The organism is Streptomyces glaucescens (assembly GCF_002154375.1).
Classification (GTDB): Bacteria; Actinomycetota; Actinomycetes; order Streptomycetales; family Streptomycetaceae; genus Streptomyces; species Streptomyces glaucescens.
The window spans coordinates 1-18,468 of record NZ_MUND01000133.1 but is presented as its reverse complement, the minus strand read 5'-3'; the positions used below and the strand labels follow the sequence as shown (position 1 = coordinate 18,468).

The 18,468-nt window shown below is 70.7% G+C and carries 13 protein-coding genes; 8 read left to right on the top strand and 5 right to left on the bottom strand.

What is annotated here, in order from left to right; translation table 11 throughout:
• Nucleotides 1-175: 175 nt before the first annotated feature.
• The gene (locus tag CCN42_RS09985) at nt 176-901 is read left to right on the top strand and encodes an IclR family transcriptional regulator (protein WP_086734672.1); all 726 of its coding nucleotides are present in this window, start codon (nt 176-178) and stop codon (nt 899-901) included.
• A gap of 99 nt (nt 902-1,000) precedes the next feature.
• Nucleotides 1,001-1,438 carry an SsgA family sporulation/cell division regulator gene (locus tag CCN42_RS09980; RefSeq protein ID WP_043502313.1) on the top strand — a complete coding sequence of 146 codons (438 nt, stop codon included), beginning with the start codon at nt 1,001-1,003 and terminating at the stop codon, nt 1,436-1,438.
• A 121-nt stretch (nt 1,439-1,559) separates the two neighbouring features.
• Here CCN42_RS09980 and CCN42_RS09975 read toward each other — a convergent pair whose 3' ends face one another.
• Nucleotides 1,560-3,080, bottom strand: coding sequence for a YibE/F family protein (locus CCN42_RS09975; protein ID WP_086734670.1), 1,521 nt, complete (start codon nt 3,078-3,080; stop codon nt 1,560-1,562).
• Nucleotides 3,081-3,333: 253 nt separating this feature from the next.
• Here CCN42_RS09975 and thiC point away from each other — a divergent pair, with 253 nt between their 5' ends.
• On the top strand, nt 3,334-5,139 hold the full coding sequence (thiC, locus tag CCN42_RS09970) for a phosphomethylpyrimidine synthase ThiC (RefSeq protein ID WP_086734669.1): 1,806 nt from the start codon (nt 3,334-3,336) through the stop codon (nt 5,137-5,139).
• Nucleotides 5,140-5,261: 122 nt separating this feature from the next.
• Here thiC and CCN42_RS09965 read toward each other — a convergent pair whose 3' ends face one another.
• The 3 genes from CCN42_RS09965 to CCN42_RS09955 all read right to left on the bottom strand — a co-directional run bounded on the left by CCN42_RS09965 (nt 5,262) and on the right by CCN42_RS09955 (nt 8,717).
• Nucleotides 5,262-6,134: a hypothetical protein gene (locus CCN42_RS09965; protein WP_086734667.1), complete on the bottom strand. Its 873-nt coding sequence runs from the start codon at nt 6,132-6,134 to the stop codon at nt 5,262-5,264.
• Between the two features lie 193 nt (nt 6,135-6,327).
• Nucleotides 6,328-7,419: a metallophosphoesterase gene (locus tag CCN42_RS09960; RefSeq protein ID WP_245877213.1), complete on the bottom strand. Its 1,092-nt coding sequence runs from the start codon at nt 7,417-7,419 to the stop codon at nt 6,328-6,330.
• A gap of 185 nt (nt 7,420-7,604) precedes the next feature.
• Nucleotides 7,605-8,717: a LacI family DNA-binding transcriptional regulator gene (locus CCN42_RS09955; protein WP_086734664.1), complete on the bottom strand. Its 1,113-nt coding sequence runs from the start codon at nt 8,715-8,717 to the stop codon at nt 7,605-7,607.
• 437 nt (nt 8,718-9,154) lie between these two features.
• Between CCN42_RS09955 and hisC the strand changes: the two genes are divergently transcribed.
• A complete protein-coding gene (gene hisC / locus CCN42_RS09950) occupies nt 9,155-10,234 on the top strand; it encodes a histidinol-phosphate transaminase (RefSeq protein ID WP_086734663.1) in 1,080 nt (359 codons plus the stop codon).
• Nucleotides 10,235-10,498: 264 nt separating this feature from the next.
• Here hisC and CCN42_RS09945 read toward each other — a convergent pair whose 3' ends face one another.
• A complete protein-coding gene (locus CCN42_RS09945; protein WP_086734661.1) occupies nt 10,499-10,918 on the bottom strand; it encodes a cyclophilin-like fold protein in 420 nt (139 codons plus the stop codon).
• A 208-nt stretch (nt 10,919-11,126) separates the two neighbouring features.
• Here CCN42_RS09945 and CCN42_RS09940 point away from each other — a divergent pair, with 208 nt between their 5' ends.
• From CCN42_RS09940 to CCN42_RS09925, 4 genes are all read left to right on the top strand, one after another.
• Entirely contained in the window at nt 11,127-12,632 is a 1,506-nt protein-coding gene (locus tag CCN42_RS09940; protein WP_086734660.1) for a cytochrome ubiquinol oxidase subunit I, read from the top strand.
• A gap of 20 nt (nt 12,633-12,652) precedes the next feature.
• Nucleotides 12,653-13,678 carry a cytochrome d ubiquinol oxidase subunit II gene (cydB, locus tag CCN42_RS09935; RefSeq protein WP_086734658.1) on the top strand — a complete coding sequence of 342 codons (1,026 nt, stop codon included), beginning with the start codon at nt 12,653-12,655 and terminating at the stop codon, nt 13,676-13,678.
• A 12-nt stretch (nt 13,679-13,690) separates the two neighbouring features.
• Nucleotides 13,691-17,248 carry a thiol reductant ABC exporter subunit CydD gene (cydD, locus tag CCN42_RS09930; RefSeq protein ID WP_086734656.1) on the top strand — a complete coding sequence of 1,186 codons (3,558 nt, stop codon included), beginning with the start codon at nt 13,691-13,693 and terminating at the stop codon, nt 17,246-17,248.
• Between the two features lie 104 nt (nt 17,249-17,352).
• Nucleotides 17,353-18,423, top strand: a complete 1,071-nt coding sequence (locus CCN42_RS09925; RefSeq protein ID WP_086734655.1) for a M23 family metallopeptidase — start codon at nt 17,353-17,355, stop codon at nt 18,421-18,423.
• Nucleotides 18,424-18,468: the final 45 nt, after the last annotated feature.

Below are 18,468 nucleotides of genomic sequence, written 5' to 3'. Positions count from 1 at the left end.
CCCCCAGCCTCTGCGCGTACGGCCGCCCGAGCAGCCCGCCCCGCCGAGGTCGTCCTCACGGACCCTTCGGGCGCCCCGGCGGACCGCTGTCCCCCCGCCGCCGGTGCGGCCGGTTCCCCGGACGCGGCCGGAGCCTCCTGCCGCTCCGCAGCAGACCGCGACCCTCATCGGTTCGGTGCAGCGCGCGATGCGCCTTCTGGAGTGCGTCGCCGGGCACGAGTGCGGCGCCCCGGCCAAGCAACTGGCCCGCGAGACCGGCCTCGCGCTCCCCACGACGTACCACCTGCTGCGCACCCTGGTGCACGAGGGCTATCTGCGCCGGGAGAAGGGACTGTTCTTCCTCGGCGCGGCGGCCGAGCGGCTGAGCAGCAGCGGGGCACAGGAGAAACGTCGCAGCACGGTCGCGGACGCCCTCGCCCACTGGCGGGATTCGATCGGCGCGCCGGTGTACTACGCGATCTACCGTGAGGGGGAGATCGAGGTCATGTGCGTCTCCGACACCCCCGGCAACCCGGCGGTCGAGGAGTGGGCCGACTTCCGCGAGACCGGTCACGCACACGCCATCGGGCAGTGCCTGCTGTCCCAGCTCGACGCCGCCACCCGCCGCGACCACCTCGAGCGCTACCCGGTGCGGCCCATCACCCCCTACACGGTCCGGGACAGCCGCACCCTGCTCCAGCGTCTGGAGCGGGTGGGCCGGATGGAACCTGTGGTCGAGCGACAGGAGTACGCGCTCGGCACGGTCTGCGCGGCGATCCCGATCACGGTGGGGACGACGGCGGCGACGATGGCCATCTCCCTGCCCTGTCACCAGGAGGACCGGCTGCTGCCCGCGGCACGTCGGTTGCAGAGTGAGATCGGTCGTCTGCCGGGGTCGCTGACCCTCTCTATCAGTATTTGAAAACTCACTCCTTGTGATCTGGTGTGTACGTTCAGCAAGATGCCAGAAGTGTTCAATGGTTGATTCCCGGCCAATCGACGGCAACAGACGGGGTAGGCGATGCGTGAGTCCGTACAGGCAGAGGTCATGATGAGCTTTCTCGTCTCCGAGGAGCTCTCTTTCCGCATCCCGGTGGAGCTGCGCTACGAGACGTGTGATCCCTATGCCGTGCGACTGACCTTCCACTTGCCCGGTGACGCACCGGTTACCTGGGCGTTCGGGCGTGAGCTGCTGATCGACGGCGTGGGACGGCCCTGTGGGGAGGGCGATGTGCGGGTGTCACCGGTGGAACCCGACGCGCTGGGCGAGGTGCTGATCCGGCTTCAGGTCGGCGCCGACCAGGCGTTGTTCCGTTCTTCCTCGGCGCCGCTCGTCGCCTTCCTGGACCGCACCGACAAGCTGGTGCCGCTGGGGCAGGAAGGCTCGCTCGCCGATTTCGACGCCCATCTCGACGAGGCGCTCGACCGGATCCTGGCGGAGGAGCAGAGCGCGGGATGAGCCGTCGTGTATGACAAGAGGAGTAACGCTTCTTCTTGACGTTTTGGCGTACCGGCGTATCGGCGTATGGGTGTTCGTCGGCTGGTCGGCCCGCCGTCGGCGCGGGCGTCGCCGACCGGCCTCACCGCTTGCGTCGTCGGCCCCGGCCGCCGGTGCGTGCCAGGGGCCCTCCGGAGCCGGTCGTCGCCCGTTCCGCCCCCGGCCGGTCCGCCGAGACCACCAGGGCGGCGAGCGCCGTGGTGACCGGCACCGAGGCCACCAGGCCGATCGAGCCGATCAGCGTGCGCACGATCTCCTCCGCGACCAGCTCGCTGTTGGCGACCGCCCCCACACTGCTCTGCGCGATCGAGAAGAGCAGCAGCAGCGGCAGGGCGGCGCCCGCGTAGGCGAGCGCGAGCGTGTTGACCACGGAGGCGATGTGGTCGCGGCCGATCCGGATGGCAGCGCGGTACAGGCCGCGCCAGCCCATCGCCGGGTTGGCCTCGTGCAGCTCCCACACCGCGGAGGTCTGCGTGACCGTCACATCGTCCAGCACGCCCAGCGAGCCGATGATGACGCCGGCGAGCAGCAGACCGCTCATGTCGATCGACGGATACAGCCCGTGGATCAGGCCGGTGTTGTCGTCGGTGTTGCCGGTGAGCGCGGCCCAGCCGATGAGCAGCGAGCCGAGAAGGCCGATCAGCAACAGCGAGATCAGCGTGCCGAGGACCGCCACGGACGTACGGGCCGACAGGCCATGACAGAGATACAGCGCGATCAGCATGATGGCGCTCGCCCCGATCACCGCCACAAGCAGCGGGTTCGAGCCCTGCAGGATGGCCGGCAGGATGAAGAAGTTCAGCACCAGGAAGCTGATGGCCAGCGCGATCAGCGCCATGACGCCCCGCAGGCGCCCGACGGCCACGACGGCGACTGCGAAGAGACCGGCGAGCAGCCCCATCGGCAGCCTGCGGTTCACGTCGGTGACCGAGTACTGGAGGTCCCTCGGGGCGGAGGGCTCGTAGGCGACGATCACCTCCTGACCCTGCTCCAGCTGCCGTGACTGGTCCGGCTGGACGATCTCGGTGAAGGTACGGCCCTTGTCCTCCCCGGTGTCGACCCGGATCGTCGCCTTCTTGCAGGTGCCGTCGGCCTGCTGCTGGGCGGAGGAGCCCTCGGCGGTGGAGGTGTCACCGGTCGGGGGCGGCGCCGAGGCGTTGACCGCACCGCAGTCGACCTTCTCGATGCTGATGACGGTGGCCTGCTGGGTCTGCCGGTCGAAACCGACCCCGGTCCGCTCGTGCGCCGGGGCACCGCCGGGCCACAGCACGGCCAGCCCCACCACCACGGCGGTGGCGAACGGGATGAGGACCGCGGCGATCAGTTTGCGCAGATGCTGTGAGACGGGCGCGGCGGGCCCGTGCGCATGGCTGTGCGCGTGTCCGTGCCCGCCACCACCGGGTCCATGACCGCCGCCGTCCCCGGGACCGTGTCCGTGTCCCCCACCGCGGCCCTGTCCACCACCGTGCCCGTGCCCACCGCTCGAACCCGGGCCGTCAACAGGGCCGTTGCCGGTTCCGGGGGTGCCTCCGGAGCCGCTTCCGGGACCGGCCCCGTGCGGGGGCTCGGGCGGTGGGAACGGGGGATGCTGCGAAGTGGTCACCGACCGATCATCGCAAGAACGGCGGAGGCCCTCTGTTCACCGCGCCCGAATTGACGCTAGCGTGGAGGCACCTTTGTACACGCGGGAGCTCGGAGCACCGGGCTGAGAGGGCGCTGACCTCCGTCCCAGCGATGTTTCACATGAAACATCACCGAACACGAGTGATGTTTCACACGAGACGTCGGCAGACGGATACCGCTGCGTCGACCGCCGAACCTGTTACCGGGTAATGCCGGCGTAGGGAGTAGGTCTCATGACCATCAAGGACGCGCGCACGCCTGCCTCCACGCAGAACGCCTCCGTCGCGACGGAAGCTTCGACCGACGGGGAGGCCGGGAAGTCCATCGGCTGGCACAAGGCGTATGTCGAGGGCACCCGCCCCGACCTGCGGGTGCCGGTCCGCCAGGTGCACCTCACCAACGGGCAGTCGGTCACGCTGTACGACACATCGGGCCCGTACACCGATCCGCACGTCGAAACCGATGTCCGCAGGGGACTGCCGCCGTTGCGGGAGAACTGGATCATCGCCCGCGGCGACACCGAGGAGTACGCGGGCCGCCCCGTCCGTCCCGAGGACGACGGGATCAAGCACACCTCGCCGCGAGGCGGTCTGCGCAACCTCGACGCGGTCTTCCCCGGACGGCCGCGTCAGCCGCGCCGGGGCCGGGAGGGCGCGGCGGTCACGCAGCTGGCGTACGCCCGCCGGGGCGAGATCACGCCGGAGATGGAGTTCGTGGCCCTCCGGGAGAACGTTTCTCCCGAGGTGGTCCGCGAGGAGATCGCGGCGGGTCGGGCGGTGCTGCCGGCCAACGTCAATCATCCGGAGATCGAACCGATGATCATCGGCAAGCGGTTCCTGGTGAAGGTCAACGCCAACATCGGCAACTCCGCGGTGACCTCCTCGATCGAGGAGGAGGTCGAGAAGATGACCTGGGCGACCCGCTGGGGCGCCGACACGGTCATGGACCTGTCCACCGGCCGCAACATCCACACCACCCGCGAGTGGGTGCTGCGCAACTCCCCCGTGCCGATCGGCACGGTGCCGCTGTACCAGGCGCTGGAGAAGGTCGACGGCAAGGCCGAGGAGCTGACCTGGGAGATCTACAAGGACACGGTCATCGAGCAGGCCGAGCAGGGCGTGGACTACATGACGGTCCACGCGGGCGTGCGCCTGGCATACGTCCCGCTCACCGCGAACCGCAAGACCGGCATCGTCTCGCGCGGCGGCTCGATCATGGCGGCGTGGTGCCTGGCGCACCACAAGGAGTCGTTCCTCTACGAGAACTTCGAGGAGCTGTGCGAGATCCTCGCCGCCTACGACGTCACCTACTCGCTCGGTGACGGTCTGCGGCCCGGCTCGATCGCGGACGCCAACGACGAGGCGCAGTTCGCCGAGTTGAGGACGCTCGGGGAACTCAACCGGATCGCCAAGCGTTTCAACGTGCAGACGATGATCGAGGGCCCCGGTCACGTCCCGATGCACAAGATCAAGGAGAACATCGACCTTCAGCAGGAGATCTGCGAGGAGGCTCCGTTCTATACGCTCGGCCCGCTGACGACGGACGTCGCGCCCGCGTACGACCACATCACCTCCGGCATCGGTGCCGCGATGATCGCCTGGTGGGGCACGGCGATGCTCTGCTACGTCACGCCCAAGGAGCACCTGGGCCTGCCCAACCGTGACGACGTCAAGACCGGCGTCATCACCTACAAGATCGCCGCCCACGCGGCCGACCTCGCCAAGGGGCACCCCGGGGCGCAGGAGTGGGACGACGCGCTGTCCGACGCCCGCTTCGAGTTCCGGTGGGAGGACCAGTTCAATCTGGCCCTCGACCCGGACACGGCCCGCGAGTTCCACGACGAGACCCTGCCGGCCGAACCCGCCAAGACGGCGCACTTCTGCTCGATGTGCGGGCCGAAGTTCTGCTCGATGAAGATCTCCCAGGACATCCGCCGCGAACACGGCGGCACCAAGGCGGAGATCGAGCAGGGCATGGCCGAGAAGTCGAAGGAGTTCGCCGCGGCCGGGAACCGGGTGTATCTGCCGATCGCGGACTGACCCGGCGGGTCCGCACCGGACTCCGACCGGACTGCCCCCGTGTGCCCGTCGCCGGCTTCGGGCCTTTGCCGGGCAGGGGGCTGTTCTCGGCTTGCGTTCCCGTGCGGGGCGCAAGCCGAGGGTCATTCCGGCCGCTGCTCCGGGCCGCCGAAGTCCGGGCTCGTGTAGTCCGGGCTGGAGAAGCTGGGCCGGGAGCCGGTGGCCCGCCCGTCTCCGGGGCTGGTGAAGCCGGGCCGGTCGTAGCCGAGCTGCGGTATGCGGCTGGTCGGCGCCGGTGGGGCCGTACGGTGCAGTACGGCCGTGCCGGACTCGGCGAGCGCGTCGCGCAGGAACGGCACAATGCCGCGTTCCAGCAGGGCCTCGCGCCAGGCGTCTCTCGCCTGGGCCAGCTCGCCGGTCGGTTCGCCATACGGACCGGGCTCCGGCGCGGGCCGGTTGCGCAGGGCGGTGAGCAGCAGACCGACGGCGGCGACCAGGATCGCCAGCGCGGTCACGGCGCCGAACACCCATCCGGTGGTCAGCAGGGTCCGGGCGAACGCCTGGTCGGGATCGAGCACTCTCAGGATGTACCCGACGAGCAGGAAGATCGCCGCGGCCGTCCCGGCCAGGACGGGGGCGAGGACGGCGACCACGGCGACGGCGCCCGCGCCGACCGTCTCGGCGGCCTCTCCCACGGTGGTGGCGAGGTTCATCGCGTCCGGCCCCGGCTCCTCGGAGCCGGACGCGCGGGCCGGTGACGGGGCGGCCGCGGTCGGCGCCGGCCGGCGCTGTTCCTCACGGACCTTCACATAGTGCTGGTACTCGGTCGCGGCGGCCGCTGTGATGAGGGCGGTGGCGCTGAGTGCCATGGTGCGCAGCTGTTCGGTGGTGAACCGCTGTCCGGCAGCGGCCAGTTCCGGGCGGTGTGGTGCGGAGCGCAGCGCCTCGTCGAGGAGCCGCTCGTACTCCTGGCGGTCCTCGCTCAGCAGGTGCTGCGGAACGCTGTTCATCTGCATCCCCCGATGCTCCGTAGGGCTTGGGGCTCGCACGCTGACGAGCCGTCGGGCAGAAACGGAGGGGAGCCTGCTACGGATAAGCCGATGGTAGAGCGGTGACGGCAGGCGGTGACAGGGGGTTTGCCGAAATTGGGCTCTGGCCTGCACCGTCACCGGCCGGTCCGCCGTCGGCGGGCCGCCTGCCGGTGAACGTTCAGACGTTCAGCGGAAGTTGCTGGACCAGCAGCTTCCCGGCCATGGTCACGCCGCCGTCCATCGCGATGGCCAGGCCGTCGGCGTAGACGTGCGGTCCCTCGACGAGAGGGCCGGTGCTGTCCTCGCCGTCCTCGGAGCCGACCTCGCCCAGCAGATAGGGAATGGGGCTGTGGCCGTGGACGATGCGGGTGCCGCCGTAGGTGTCGAGCAGGGAGCGCACGGCGTCGGCGCCGCCCTCGTCCCGGAAGGAGAAGCGCTTGGTGAACTTGCGGAAGAGGTCCCACACCTCGTCCGCGTCGTTGCGGGTGAGCGTCTCGCGGACGTTGTCGTTGACGGCCTCGATGGAGTCGCCGTAGTCGAGATAGGCGGTGGTGTCGGAGTGGACGAGCAGATGGCCGTCCGTCTCGGTGAGTGCGTCGAGGCGGGCCATCCACTGCAGGTGGTGGTCCTGGAGGCGGTCCATGTCGGTCTTCTGGCCGCCGTTGAGCAGCCAGGCCGCCTGGAAGGTGGCGGTGCCCGCGCCGGAGTTGACGGGCGTGTCGCCGAACCGCTTGGCGCCGAGCAGCAGCAGCTCGTGGTTGCCCATCAGGGCCTTGCAGTAGCCGCCGGCCGCGGCGGCCTCGGCGGAGAGCCGCATGACCAGGTCGATGACGCCGATGCCGTCCGGGCCGCGGTCGGTGAAGTCGCCGAGGAACCACAGCCGGGCGGTGCCGGCGCACCAGTGCCCGGCGGTGTCGATCAGGCCCTTCTCCTGAAGGGCGGCGACCAGCTCGTCGAGATAGCCGTGCACGTCCCCGACGACGAACAGCGGGCCGGGACCGGCGGCGGGGGTGGCGACGGGTGCCGGGTCGACGGTCACCTGAAGCGTGTCACCCCGGTTGATGACGGGCAGGTCGCGCTCGGTCGGCGTGTACTCCTGCGGGTAGGCCACCGGCTCCGCGACGGGCCCCGCGGCCTCGCCGGGGCGGCTGTCGTGGACGTACGGACCGGTCTCGTGGACATACGCCGGTACCCGGAAGTCGCGCAACGTCGCCGTCCGCTCCACCTCGGGTCCCTGACCGGCCCCCTGAGTCATCGACCCCTCCACCATCGCGCCGCCGCTGCACCGCTTCGGACTGCCTGGTCGCAGCGGCCCGCGGTGTCGTGGGCCCATCATAGGAATGCGGATCGCGCCGTGTGGTGACCCAGGGGTGGTGAATCGGAACAAGACTCCGGTTCATCGCGGCTTTCGCCCCGATTGGGCAGGGCTTCGACCGACCTGGTGAGCGCCTCCGGTCAGTCCTTCTCGGGGGCGCGCGGCGGGCTGACCGTCGTCCGTGGCGGGCGTCGCTGGGACGAGGTACGCACGATCAGCTCGGTCGGTATCACCTGTTCGACCGGGTGGTCCGATTCCACGCCCTCGATGGCGTCGATGAGGAGCTGCACCACGGCGGTGCCGATCCGGCGCGGCTTCAGGGAGAGCGTGGTGATCGGCGGCTCGGTGTTGGCGTACACGGTGGATTCGCTGCAGCAGACCAGAAGCAGGTCGTCCGGTACGCGCAGCCCGTAGCGCCGGGCGGCGGCCAGCAGGTCGGTGCCGTTGGGGTCGAACAGCCCGTACACCGCGTCGGGCCGGTCGGGGCGGGCCAGCAGCCGGTCGGCCGCGACGGCGCCCGCGCACGGGTCGTGCGCCGGGTAGGCCTCGTACACCGGGTCCTGGCCGACCCGCTCGCACCAGCGCAGGTACGCGGTGGTCGACAGGTGGGTGTACGTGTCCGTGGTGGTGCCCGTCAGCAGGCCGATGCGGCGGGCGCCGGCGTCGGCCAGATGGTCGAGGATGCCGAGGACGGCGGCTTCGTGGTCGTTGTCGACCCACGCGGTGACCGGCAGCGAGCCGGCCGGGCGGCCGTCGGAGACGACCGGTAAGCCCTGGCGGACCAGCTCGCTGACGACCGGATCCTGGTCGGAGGGGTCGATGACCACCGTGCCGTCCAGTGCGACGTTCGACCAGACGTCGTGCCGCGAGGTCGCGGGCAGGATGACGAGGGCGTAGCCGCGGGCGAGCGCGGCCGAGGTGGCGGCCCGCGCCATCTCCGCGAAGTACGCGAACTCGGTGAAGGTGAAAGGTTCATCCCCGTATGTGGTCACGGTCAGGCCGATGAGGCCCGACTTGCCGGTACGGAGCGTGCGGGCCGCGGCCGACGGGCGATAGCCCAGCCGGTCGGCGACCTCTCGGACATGGCGTCGGGTGGCGTCCGGGAGCCGGCCCTTGCCGTTGAGGGCGTCGGAGACGGTCGTGATGGAGACTCCGGCGGCGGCGGCCACGTCTCTGATGCCCGCCCGGCCCGGCCGGCTGCCTCGACGTGAGGTTTCCGCGCGGCTCACCTGGTGCTTCCCTGCTGGTGTCATGGCGAGCCGATAGTAGGGCTCATGCGGTGGGGTAGTGCGGACGCATATGCACCCGTCGGCAGGCACGTTTCTGCAAGGCAATTCGGCCTCAATTGCCTGCGATTACAAGTTAGTTGAAGGATGATGGCATCGGACGTGACGTGTCGGCCTGCACCGGCCTGCCAACCGGGCGAGGTCTCGAAGAGGTCTCAACTCACCTTCACGAGGGATGCGCGCCACGGCGTGAGCCACCGGCGCGTAGATATATGTGCGGCGCGCCCCCGCTTCGTACGCCTTCGCTCCATGTTGCCCCTGATGCCGGGGAGGCAGGGTGGACGGGACCGGTCGGCGAGAGGTCCTCATTCACCTGTTCGCAGTCAAGCCGAATCCTCATAAGGTAAGAAGCATTGGAAGCCGGTGACGGTCAGGCGGCGCCGGTGGTCGCGAGGAGGACTGCGGTGAGCGAGACGAGCCCCAAGCTGCGCGCCGAGCTGGAGGGTATCCCCACCTACAAGCCGGGCAAGCCCGCCGCCGCGGACGGCCCGGCGGCCTACAAGCTGTCCTCCAACGAGAACCCCTATCCGCCGCTGCCCGGCGTGCTGGAGAGTGTCACGGCCGCGGCCGCCTCCTTCAACCGCTACCCCGACATGGGCTGCACGGGGCTGATGAACGAACTGTCCGAGCGGTTCGGGGTGCCCGTCTCCCACCTGTCCACCGGCACCGGGTCCGTGGGAGTCGCCCAGCAGCTGATCCAGGCCACCGCCGGCCCCGGGGACGAGGTCATCTACGCCTGGCGGTCCTTCGAGGCGTACCCGATCATCACCCAGATCAGCGGCGCCACCTCGGTCCGGGTGCCGCTGACGCCGGGCGATGTGCACGACCTGGACGCGATGGCGGCGGCGATCACCGACCGCACCCGGCTCATCTTCGTCTGCAACCCCAACAACCCCACGGGCACGGTGGTACGCCGGGCCGAGCTGGAGCGTTTCCTGGACCGGGTGCCCGGCGATGTGCTGGTCGTCCTCGACGAGGCGTACCGCGAGTTCATCCGTGACCCCGAGGTGCCGGACGGCGTCGAGCTGTACCGCGACCGGCCGAACGTCTGTGTGCTGCGGACCTTCTCCAAGGCGTACGGCCTCGCCGGACTGCGGGTGGGCTTCGCGATCGCGCACGAGCCGGTGGCGGCGGCGCTGCGCAAGACGGCGGTGCCGTTCGGCGTGAGTCAGCTGGCCCAGGAGGCGGCGATCGCCTCGCTGCGCGCCGAGGACGAGCTGCTCGGCCGGGTCGGCTCGCTGGTGTGCGAGCGCATCCGTGTGGTCGACGGGCTGCGCGCCCAGGGCTGGACGGTGCCCGAGACCCAGGCCAACTTCGTGTGGCTGCGGCTGGGGGATCGCACGGTCGCCTTCGCCGAGGCCTGTGAGCAGGCGGGCGTGGTCGTGCGGCCGTTCCCCGGTGAGGGTGTGCGGGTGACGATCGGGGAGGCCGAGGGCAACGACATCTTCCTGAAGGCGGCGGAGGCGTTCCGCAAGGAAGTCTGAGCGCGGGGGACTCCCGGCTCATAGGGCGGGTTACGGCGCCCGGTCGCGCTCCGGCGCGCCGCGTGCCGTGCTCGCCCCTGTTTCTTTCGCCCTCGGTGGCGATGTGCGGCAGCAACCGGTCCGGCCGGCGGCTGTCGTCGCGGAGAACGATGCGGTAGAGGTAGGCGTGCCGGCTGCCGGGACCGTGCGGTTCGCCTGATGCCCGTCCGGATGGTGCGGCACCTCGGACGGTGGTGGGACGGCTACTCGGCTACTCCTGCTCGGCTACTCGTGCACCAGCTCCACTCGGATGGGGTCGCCGTTGCGCACGGTGGCCAGCAGGCGGGGGTCGCCGTCCAGGATGCCGAGGACATTGCAGGGGCTGGCAAGGCGGCACTCGTCGCCCCGCGAGATCGGGGTGGGGCCGTAGGGGAGAGCGAGGGCGTCGCTGTCGGTCCAGAAGGCGACTGTGCCGGGGTCGACGACCTGGCGGGCCTCGGTTTCACGTGAAACAGCGACGCCGGTGTCGAAGTAGACCTCCTCGCCCCAGGTGTGGGCGGTGGAGGAGAGCGGCAGGGCCTTGGTGAGTGCCTGGGTCGTCGGGGTGTCGTCGAGGGTGGCGGTGAGGTGCCCCGCAGGCCAGGAGATCCGGATGCGGGTCGGGGATGGCGTCTCTGCGTGTGCTGGTGAGTGCTGTGTGTGCATGGCGCGCAATTCAACAAGACGTTGAAGTCGATGCCAAGAGGTTGACGCAACGGCCAAGGAGGGACCCCCCTGTCCAGGCTGAAAATCAGTGCGTCATAATTACTTGTGAATGTGAACGCGTTCACAAGCGTGTCCCGGTTGATCCCGTTTGTTGGTGACAAGAGGGGCAAACTGCCGCGGTCCACGGCGAGGTAAGGAGACTGACGACGTGGAATTGGCTTTGGCGCCCGAGACTCTGGCGCGTTGGCAGTTCGGCATCACCACCGTCTACCACTTTCTGTTCGTTCCCCTGACGATCTCGCTCGCCGCCCTCACGGCCGGTCTTCAGACCGCCTGGGTGCGCACGGAGAAGGAGAAGTACCTCCGGGCGACGAAGTTCTGGGGCAAGCTCTTCCTGATCAACATCGCGATGGGCGTGGTCACCGGCATCGTGCAGGAGTTCCAGTTCGGCATGAACTGGTCCGACTACTCCCGCTTCGTCGGTGACGTCTTCGGAGCGCCCCTCGCGTTCGAGGCCCTGATCGCCTTCTTCTTCGAGTCCACCTTCATCGGCCTGTGGATCTTCGGCTGGGACAAGCTGCCCAAGAGGATCCACCTGGCCTGCATATGGATGGTCTCGATCGGCACGCTGCTGTCGGCGTACTTCATCCTCGCGGCGAACTCGTGGATGCAGCACCCGGTCGGCTACCGGATCAACGAGGAGAAGGGCCGCGCCGAGCTGACCGACTTCTGGGCGGTCCTCAGCCAGAACACCACCCTCAACCAGGTCTTCCACAGCTTCTCGGCTGCCTTCCTCACCGGTGGCGCCTTCATGGTCGGCATCGCCGCCTTCCACCTGATGCGCAAGAAGCACATCCCGGTGATGCGGACCTCGCTCCGGCTCGGCCTGGTCACCCTGGCCGTCGGCGGTCTGTTCACCGCGATCAGCGGCGACACCCTCGGCAAGGTCATGTACGAGCAGCAGCCGATGAAGATGGCCGCCGCCGAGGCCCTGTGGGACGGCGAGAAGCCGGCGCCGTTCTCCGTGTTCGCCTACGGCGACGTCGACAAGGGGCACAACAAGGTCGCCCTGGAGATCCCGGGCCTGCTGTCCTTCCTCGCCCACAGCGACTTCGAGTCGTACGTGCCCGGCATCAACGACACCAACGAGGCCCTCCAGGAGCAGTTCGGGCCCGGCGACTACAAGCCCATCGTGCCCGTCGCCTACTGGGGCTTCCGCTGGATGATCGGCTTCGGCATGGCGTCCTTCTCGCTCGGCCTGCTCGGTCTGTGGCTGACCCGGAAGAAGTTCCTCCTGCCGGCCGCCCACCGCACCGGCGAGGAGGAGGTGCCGCACCTGGTGCTGCTGAAGAAGCCGCTCGGCGCCAAGCTCACCCGGTGGTACTGGCTGCTCGCCCTGTGGACGATGGGCTTCCCGCTGATCGCCAACTCCTGGGGCTGGATCTTCACCGAGATGGGCCGCCAGCCGTGGGTCGTCTACGGCGTGCTCCAGACCAGGGACGCGGTCTCCCCCGGTGTCTCCACCGCCGAGGTCCTCACTTCGATGATCGCCTTCACCACGCTCTACGCCGTGCTCGCCGTGATCGAGGTCAAGCTGCTGGTGAAGTACGTCAAGGCCGGCCCGCCCGAGCTGACCGAGGCCGACCTCAACCCGCCCACGAAGATCGGCGGCGACCTCCGTGACGCCGACAAGCCGATGGCCTTCTCCTACTAGGCCGAGGGAGCCGTACAGTCATGGAACTGCACGACGTCTGGTTCGTTCTGATCGCCGTCCTGTGGACCGGCTACTTCTTCCTGGAGGGCTTCGACTTCGGGGTCGGCATCCTCACCAGGCTGCTGGCCCGGGACCGGCCCGAGAAGCGGGTGCTGATCAACACCATCGGCCCGGTCTGGGACGGCAACGAGGTGTGGCTGCTCACCGCGGGCGGCGCGACCTTCGCCGCCTTCCCCGAGTGGTACGCCACCCTCTTCTCCGGTTTCTACCTGCCCCTGCTGCTCATCCTGATCTGCCTGATCATCCGCGGTGTCGCCTTCGAGTACCGGGTCAAGCGGCCCGAGGAGCGCTGGCAGCGCAACTGGGAGACCGCGATCTTCTGGACCTCGCTGCTGCCGGCGTTCCTGTGGGGCGTGGCCTTCGGCAACATCGTCCGGGGCGTGAAGATCGACCGGGAACTGGAGTACGTCGGCACCGTCGGCGACCTGCTCAACCCGTACGCGCTGCTCGGCGGCCTGGTCACGCTGTCGCTGTTCACCTTCCACGGCACGGTGTTCGTCGGGCTCAAGACGGTCGGGGAGATCCGGGAGCGGGCTCGGGGGCTGGCCCTGCGCGTCGGCCTGGTGACCGCCGTACTGGCGCTGCTCTTCCTGCTGTGGACGCAGGTGGAGAACGGCGACGGTGCCTCGCTCGTCGCCGTGGCCGTCGCCGTGGCCTCGCTCGTGACCGCGTTGGCGGCGGCCCGGGCGGGGCGTGAGGGCTGGGCCTTCACCCTGTCGGGGCTCACCATCGTGGCCGTCGTGGCCATGCTCTTCCTGACGCTCTTCCCGAACGTCATGCCGTCGACGCTGAACCCGGACTGGAGCCTGACGGTCACCAACGCCTCGTCCAGCGCCTACACCCTGAAGATCATGACCTGGCTCGCGGTCGTCGCCACGCCGGTGGTGCTGCTCTACCAGGGCTGGACCTACTGGGTGTTCCGGAAGCGGATCGGCACCCAGCACATCGCGCCCGACGCACACGCCGCCCCTCAAGCCGCGCACTGAGGTGTGTTTCACGTGAAACCGATCGATCCACGGCTGCTTCGCTACGCCCGTGCCACCCGGTTCTTCCTGGTGGCGGTCGTCGGCCTGGGCGCCGTCGGTGCCGGGCTGGTCATCGCGCAGGCGATGCTCATCGCCGAGACGGTGGTGGGTGCCTTCCAGGACGGGATGCCGAGTGCCGAACTCCGCACACCGCTGCTGCTGTTGGCGGCCGTCACGTGCGGCCGTGCCCTGGTCGCCTGGCTCACCGAGCTGGCCGCCCACCGGGCCGGCGCGGCGGTGAAGTCCGAGCTGCGAGGACGGCTGCTGGATCGAGCGGCGGCGCTCGGCCCGGGGTGGCTGAGCGGACAGCGCACCGGCTCGCTGGTCGCGCTGGCGACACGGGGAGTCGACGCGCTCGACGACTACTTCACCCGCTACCTCCCCCAGCTGGGGCTCGCGGTGGTGGTGCCGGTGGCGGTGCTGGCGCGGATCGTCACCGAGGACTGGGTGTCGGGGGCGATCATCGTCGGCACCCTGCCGCTCATCCCCCTCTTCATGGTGCTGATCGGCTGGGCCACCCAGTCCCGGATGGACCGTCAGTGGCGGCTGCTGTCCCGGCTGTCCGGGCACTTCCTGGACGTCGTCGCCGGGCTGCCGACGCTGAGGGTGTTCGGCCGGGCCAAGGCCCAGGCCGATTCGATCAAGCGCATCACCGGCGAGTACCGCCAGGCGACCCTGCGTACCCTGCGCATCGCCTTCCTGTCCTCCTTCGCGCTGGAACTGCTGGCCACCCTGTCGGTGGCCCTGGTCGCCGTGACCATCGGCATGCGGCTCGTGCACGGCGAGATGGACCTGTACACCGGCCTGGTCATCCTCGTCCTCGCCCCCGAGGCCTATCTGCCACTGCGGCAGGTCGGCGCCCAGTACCACGCGGCGGCGGAAGGCCTGGCGGCCGCCGAGGAGATCTTCTCGGTGCTGGAGACCCCGGTACCGGCCTCGGGCACCGGCGCCGTCCCGACCGGCCCGCTGACCTTCGAGAACGTGACCGTCCGCCACCCGGGCCGCGCGGTGGACACGGTCTCTGGCGTCTCCCTCACCGTGGAACCGGGTGAGACCGTGGCCCTCGTCGGCCCGAGCGGTGCCGGCAAGTCCACGCTGCTCAACGTCGCGCTGGGCTTCGTACGGCCCACCGACGGCCGGGTGCGCATCGGGGGAGCCGATCTCACCGGCATCGACCTGGAGGAGTGGCGCTCGCGCATCGCCTGGGTGCCGCAGCGACCCCATCTGTACGCCGGAACGATCGACGAGAACGTCCGGCTGGCCCGCCCCGACGCCGACGACCGAGCCGTACGCCGGGCGCTGCGGGACGCGGGCGCGCTGGAGTTCGTCGATGCCCTCCCCCAGGGCGCGGACACGGTCCTGGGCGAGGACGGTGCCGGCCTGTCCGCCGGACAGCGCCAGCGACTCGCCCTGGCCCGGGCCTTTCTCGCCGACCGGCCCGTGCTGCTGCTGGACGAGCCGACGGCAGCGCTCGACGGGGCCACGGAGGCGGAGATCGTCGCCGCGGTGCGGCGCCTCGCCGTCGGCCGCACCGTACTGCTGGTGGTGCACCGGCCGGCGTTGCTGGACGTGGCGGACCGGGTCGTACGGCTGGACGGACCGGACGCCGGGCCCGCCCGCCCGGTGGCACCCTCGCGTCTGCCCGTGCCCGTGCCCGCGCCTCGCCGAGCCGGTACGGATCCGGAGCCGCGCGCCGCTCTCGACGACACGGCAGCCGCGACCGCGCCCGAACCGGCGGTGCTCGACGCGGCCACGTCCCCGTCGGCCGGCACCCCCGCCGGTGTCCTGGCCCGCGTCCGTGCCCTCTCCGGCGCCCGCCGCGGCCGACTCGCCCTCGCGCTGCTGCTCGGGAGCCTCGCGCTCGGCAGTGCCGTCGGACTGATGGCCACCTCCGGCTGGCTCATCTCGCGGGCCTCCCAGCAGCCGCCTGTGCTGTATCTGATGGTGGCCGTGACGGCGACGCGGGCCTTCGGGATCGGCCGCGCGGTGTTCCGGTACGCCGAGCGGCTGGTGTCGCACGACGCCGTGCTGCGCATGCTGGCCGACACCCGGGTCGCCGTCTACCGGCGGCTGGAACGGCTGGCCCCCGCAGGTCTGCGCACCACCCGCCGGGGCGACCTCCTCTCCCGGCTCGTCGCCGACGTGGACGCGCTCCAGGACTACTGGCTGCGATGGCTGCTCCCCGCCGGGGCCGCCGTCGTGGTCTCCGCGGTATCCGTCGGTTTCACGGCCTGGCTGCTGCCCGAGGCCGGGGCCGTCCTCGCCGCCGGCCTGCTGGCCGCCGGCGCCGGAGTCCCGGTGATCACCGGTGCCGTGGCCCGCCGCGCGGAGCGGCGCCTAGCCCCCGTCCGGGGCGTGCTCGCGACGCGCGTGGCCGACCTGCTCACCGGCACCGCGGAGCTGACCGTCGCCGGTGCCCTGGCCGCTCGTACCGCCAAGACGCGGCGGGCCGACGCCGAACTGACCCGGATCGCCTCACGCGCGGCCACCGCTACCGCCCTCGGTGACGGCCTGACCGCGCTGATCTCCGGCCTGACCGTCACCGCCGCCGCGCTCACGGGCGTCCAGGCGGTGGCCGACGGGCGGCTGAGCGGGGTCGCCCTGGCCGTTGTCGTGCTCACTCCGCTGGCCGCCTTCGAGGCCGTCCTGGGGCTGCCGCTCGCGGTGCAGTACCGGCAGCGGGTGGGGCGGAGCGCGGAACGCGTGTTCGAGGTGCTGGACGCACCCGAGCCGGTACGGGAGCCGGAGCGGCCCCGGCCCGCGCCCGAGACGCCGTTCCCGTTGGTCCTGCGGGACCTGTCCGCCCGCCACCCCGGCCAGGACCGGGACGCGCTCGCCGGGCTCGACCTGACGCTGCACCAGGGACGCCGGATCGCGGTCGTCGGCCCCTCCGGGTCCGGCAAGACGACCCTGGCGCAGGTGCTGCTGCGGTTCCTGGACGTCCGATCGGACGGTTACACGCTGGCCGGCGTGGACGCGCACGCCCTCGACGGCGACGACGTACGGCGGCTGGTCGGACTGTGCGCCCAGGACGCGCACCTCTTCGACAGCACCGTGCGCGAGAACCTGCTGCTCGCCCGGCGGGACGCGACGGAGGGCGAACTGCGTGCCGCGCTCGCCCGGGCCCGGCTGCTGGAGTGGGCCGACAGCCTGCCCGACGGGCTGGACACCCTCGTCGGTGAGCACGGGGCACGGCTGTCGGGCGGTCAGCGTCAGCGGCTGGCCCTCGCGCGGGCGCTGCTCGCCGACTTCCCGGTGCTCGTCCTGGACGAGCCGGCCGAGCATCTGGACCTGCCGACCGCGGACGCCCTCACCGCCGACCTGCTGGCCGCCACCAAGGGCCGGACGACGCTGCTGATCACCCACCGGCTGGCCGGGCTCCAGGACGTGGACGAGGTGTTGGTGCTGGACGCGGGGCGGGTGGTGCAGCGCGGGACCTACGCGGAGCTGGCCGCGGTGGACGGGCCGCTGCGGGAGATGCTGGCGAGGGAGGCGGCGGTGGCGCAACCGGCGACCGTCTCCGCCGGCTGACCGACCATCACCTCGTCGGGCGACTGCTCCATCCGGACCCGTCCGTCCCCCATGCGTACGACTTGAACAGGCCCCGAACCGCGGCGCACGACACGATCACTGACATGCTGTCACCTCGTCGTCACTCCGTGCTCTGCGCCTTGCTCGTGTGCGCGCTGGCCGTGCTCGCCGCGCGGCCCAGCGATTCCTCCGCCGGCGACGGCGTGTCCGGCGCCACCGGCGGCTCCGGCACGGGAGCCGGGGCCCAGGTGGCACAGCTGTACCAGGACGCGGCGGTGGCGACACAGCAGTACGAGCGGGGGCGGATCCAGGCCGAGACGCAGCGGGCCGAGGCCCGTCGGCTGGAGGGGCTGCTGGACGAGGAACGGCGGGAGATCGCCGTACTCCACGAGGATCTGGGTCGGATCGCCCGCGCCCAGTACCGAGACGGCGGGGCGCTGCCGCTCGCCGCGCGGCTCCTCCTCGCGGGCAGCCCAGAGGAGTTGATGCGCGGTCAGCGTGTCCTCTCACAGGCCGATCTGGCGGTGAACAACGCGATCGCCAAGAGCCGTCGCGCGGAGGCCCGGCTCGCCACCGACGAGGCGAAGGCCGAGGCGGCCTGGCAGGCGCTGGAGGAGCGCAACGCCGAACTCGCGGCGATGAAGGCGTCCATCGCGCGCAAGCTGGAGGAGGCGCGCACACGGCTGCAGGGCGAGGCGGACGTCTCGGCCGCGGCGGGCAGCTGCCGGGGCGCGGTACGGCTGGACCAGCCGGAGACGCCCTTCACGACCGAGTGGGTGGCGCCGGTGGAGACCTACACGCTGTCCGCCTCGTTCGGCAGCGGCGGCGCACGGTGGGCCAACCGGCACACCGGGCAGGACTTCGCGGTCCCGATCGGCACACCGGTGCGGGCCGTCGGCGCGGGCGAGGTCGTGAAGGTGTCCTGCGGGGGTGCCTTCGGCATGGAGATCGTGCTCGAACACCGGGGCGGCTACTACACGCAGTACGCCCATCTCGCGTCCATCGCCGTCGACCAGGGCGAGCGGGTGGAGACCGGCCAGTGGATCGGCCAGTCCGGCACCACCGGAAACTCCACCGGCCCGCACCTGCACTTCGAGGTCCGGGTCACCCGCGAGCTGGGCTCGGGAGTCGACCCGGTGCCCTGGCTGGCGGCACGCGGGGTCCGGCTCGGCTAGGTTCTGTCTCTTTGGTCAGCGTCGGATCCAGATGAGGATGCCCTC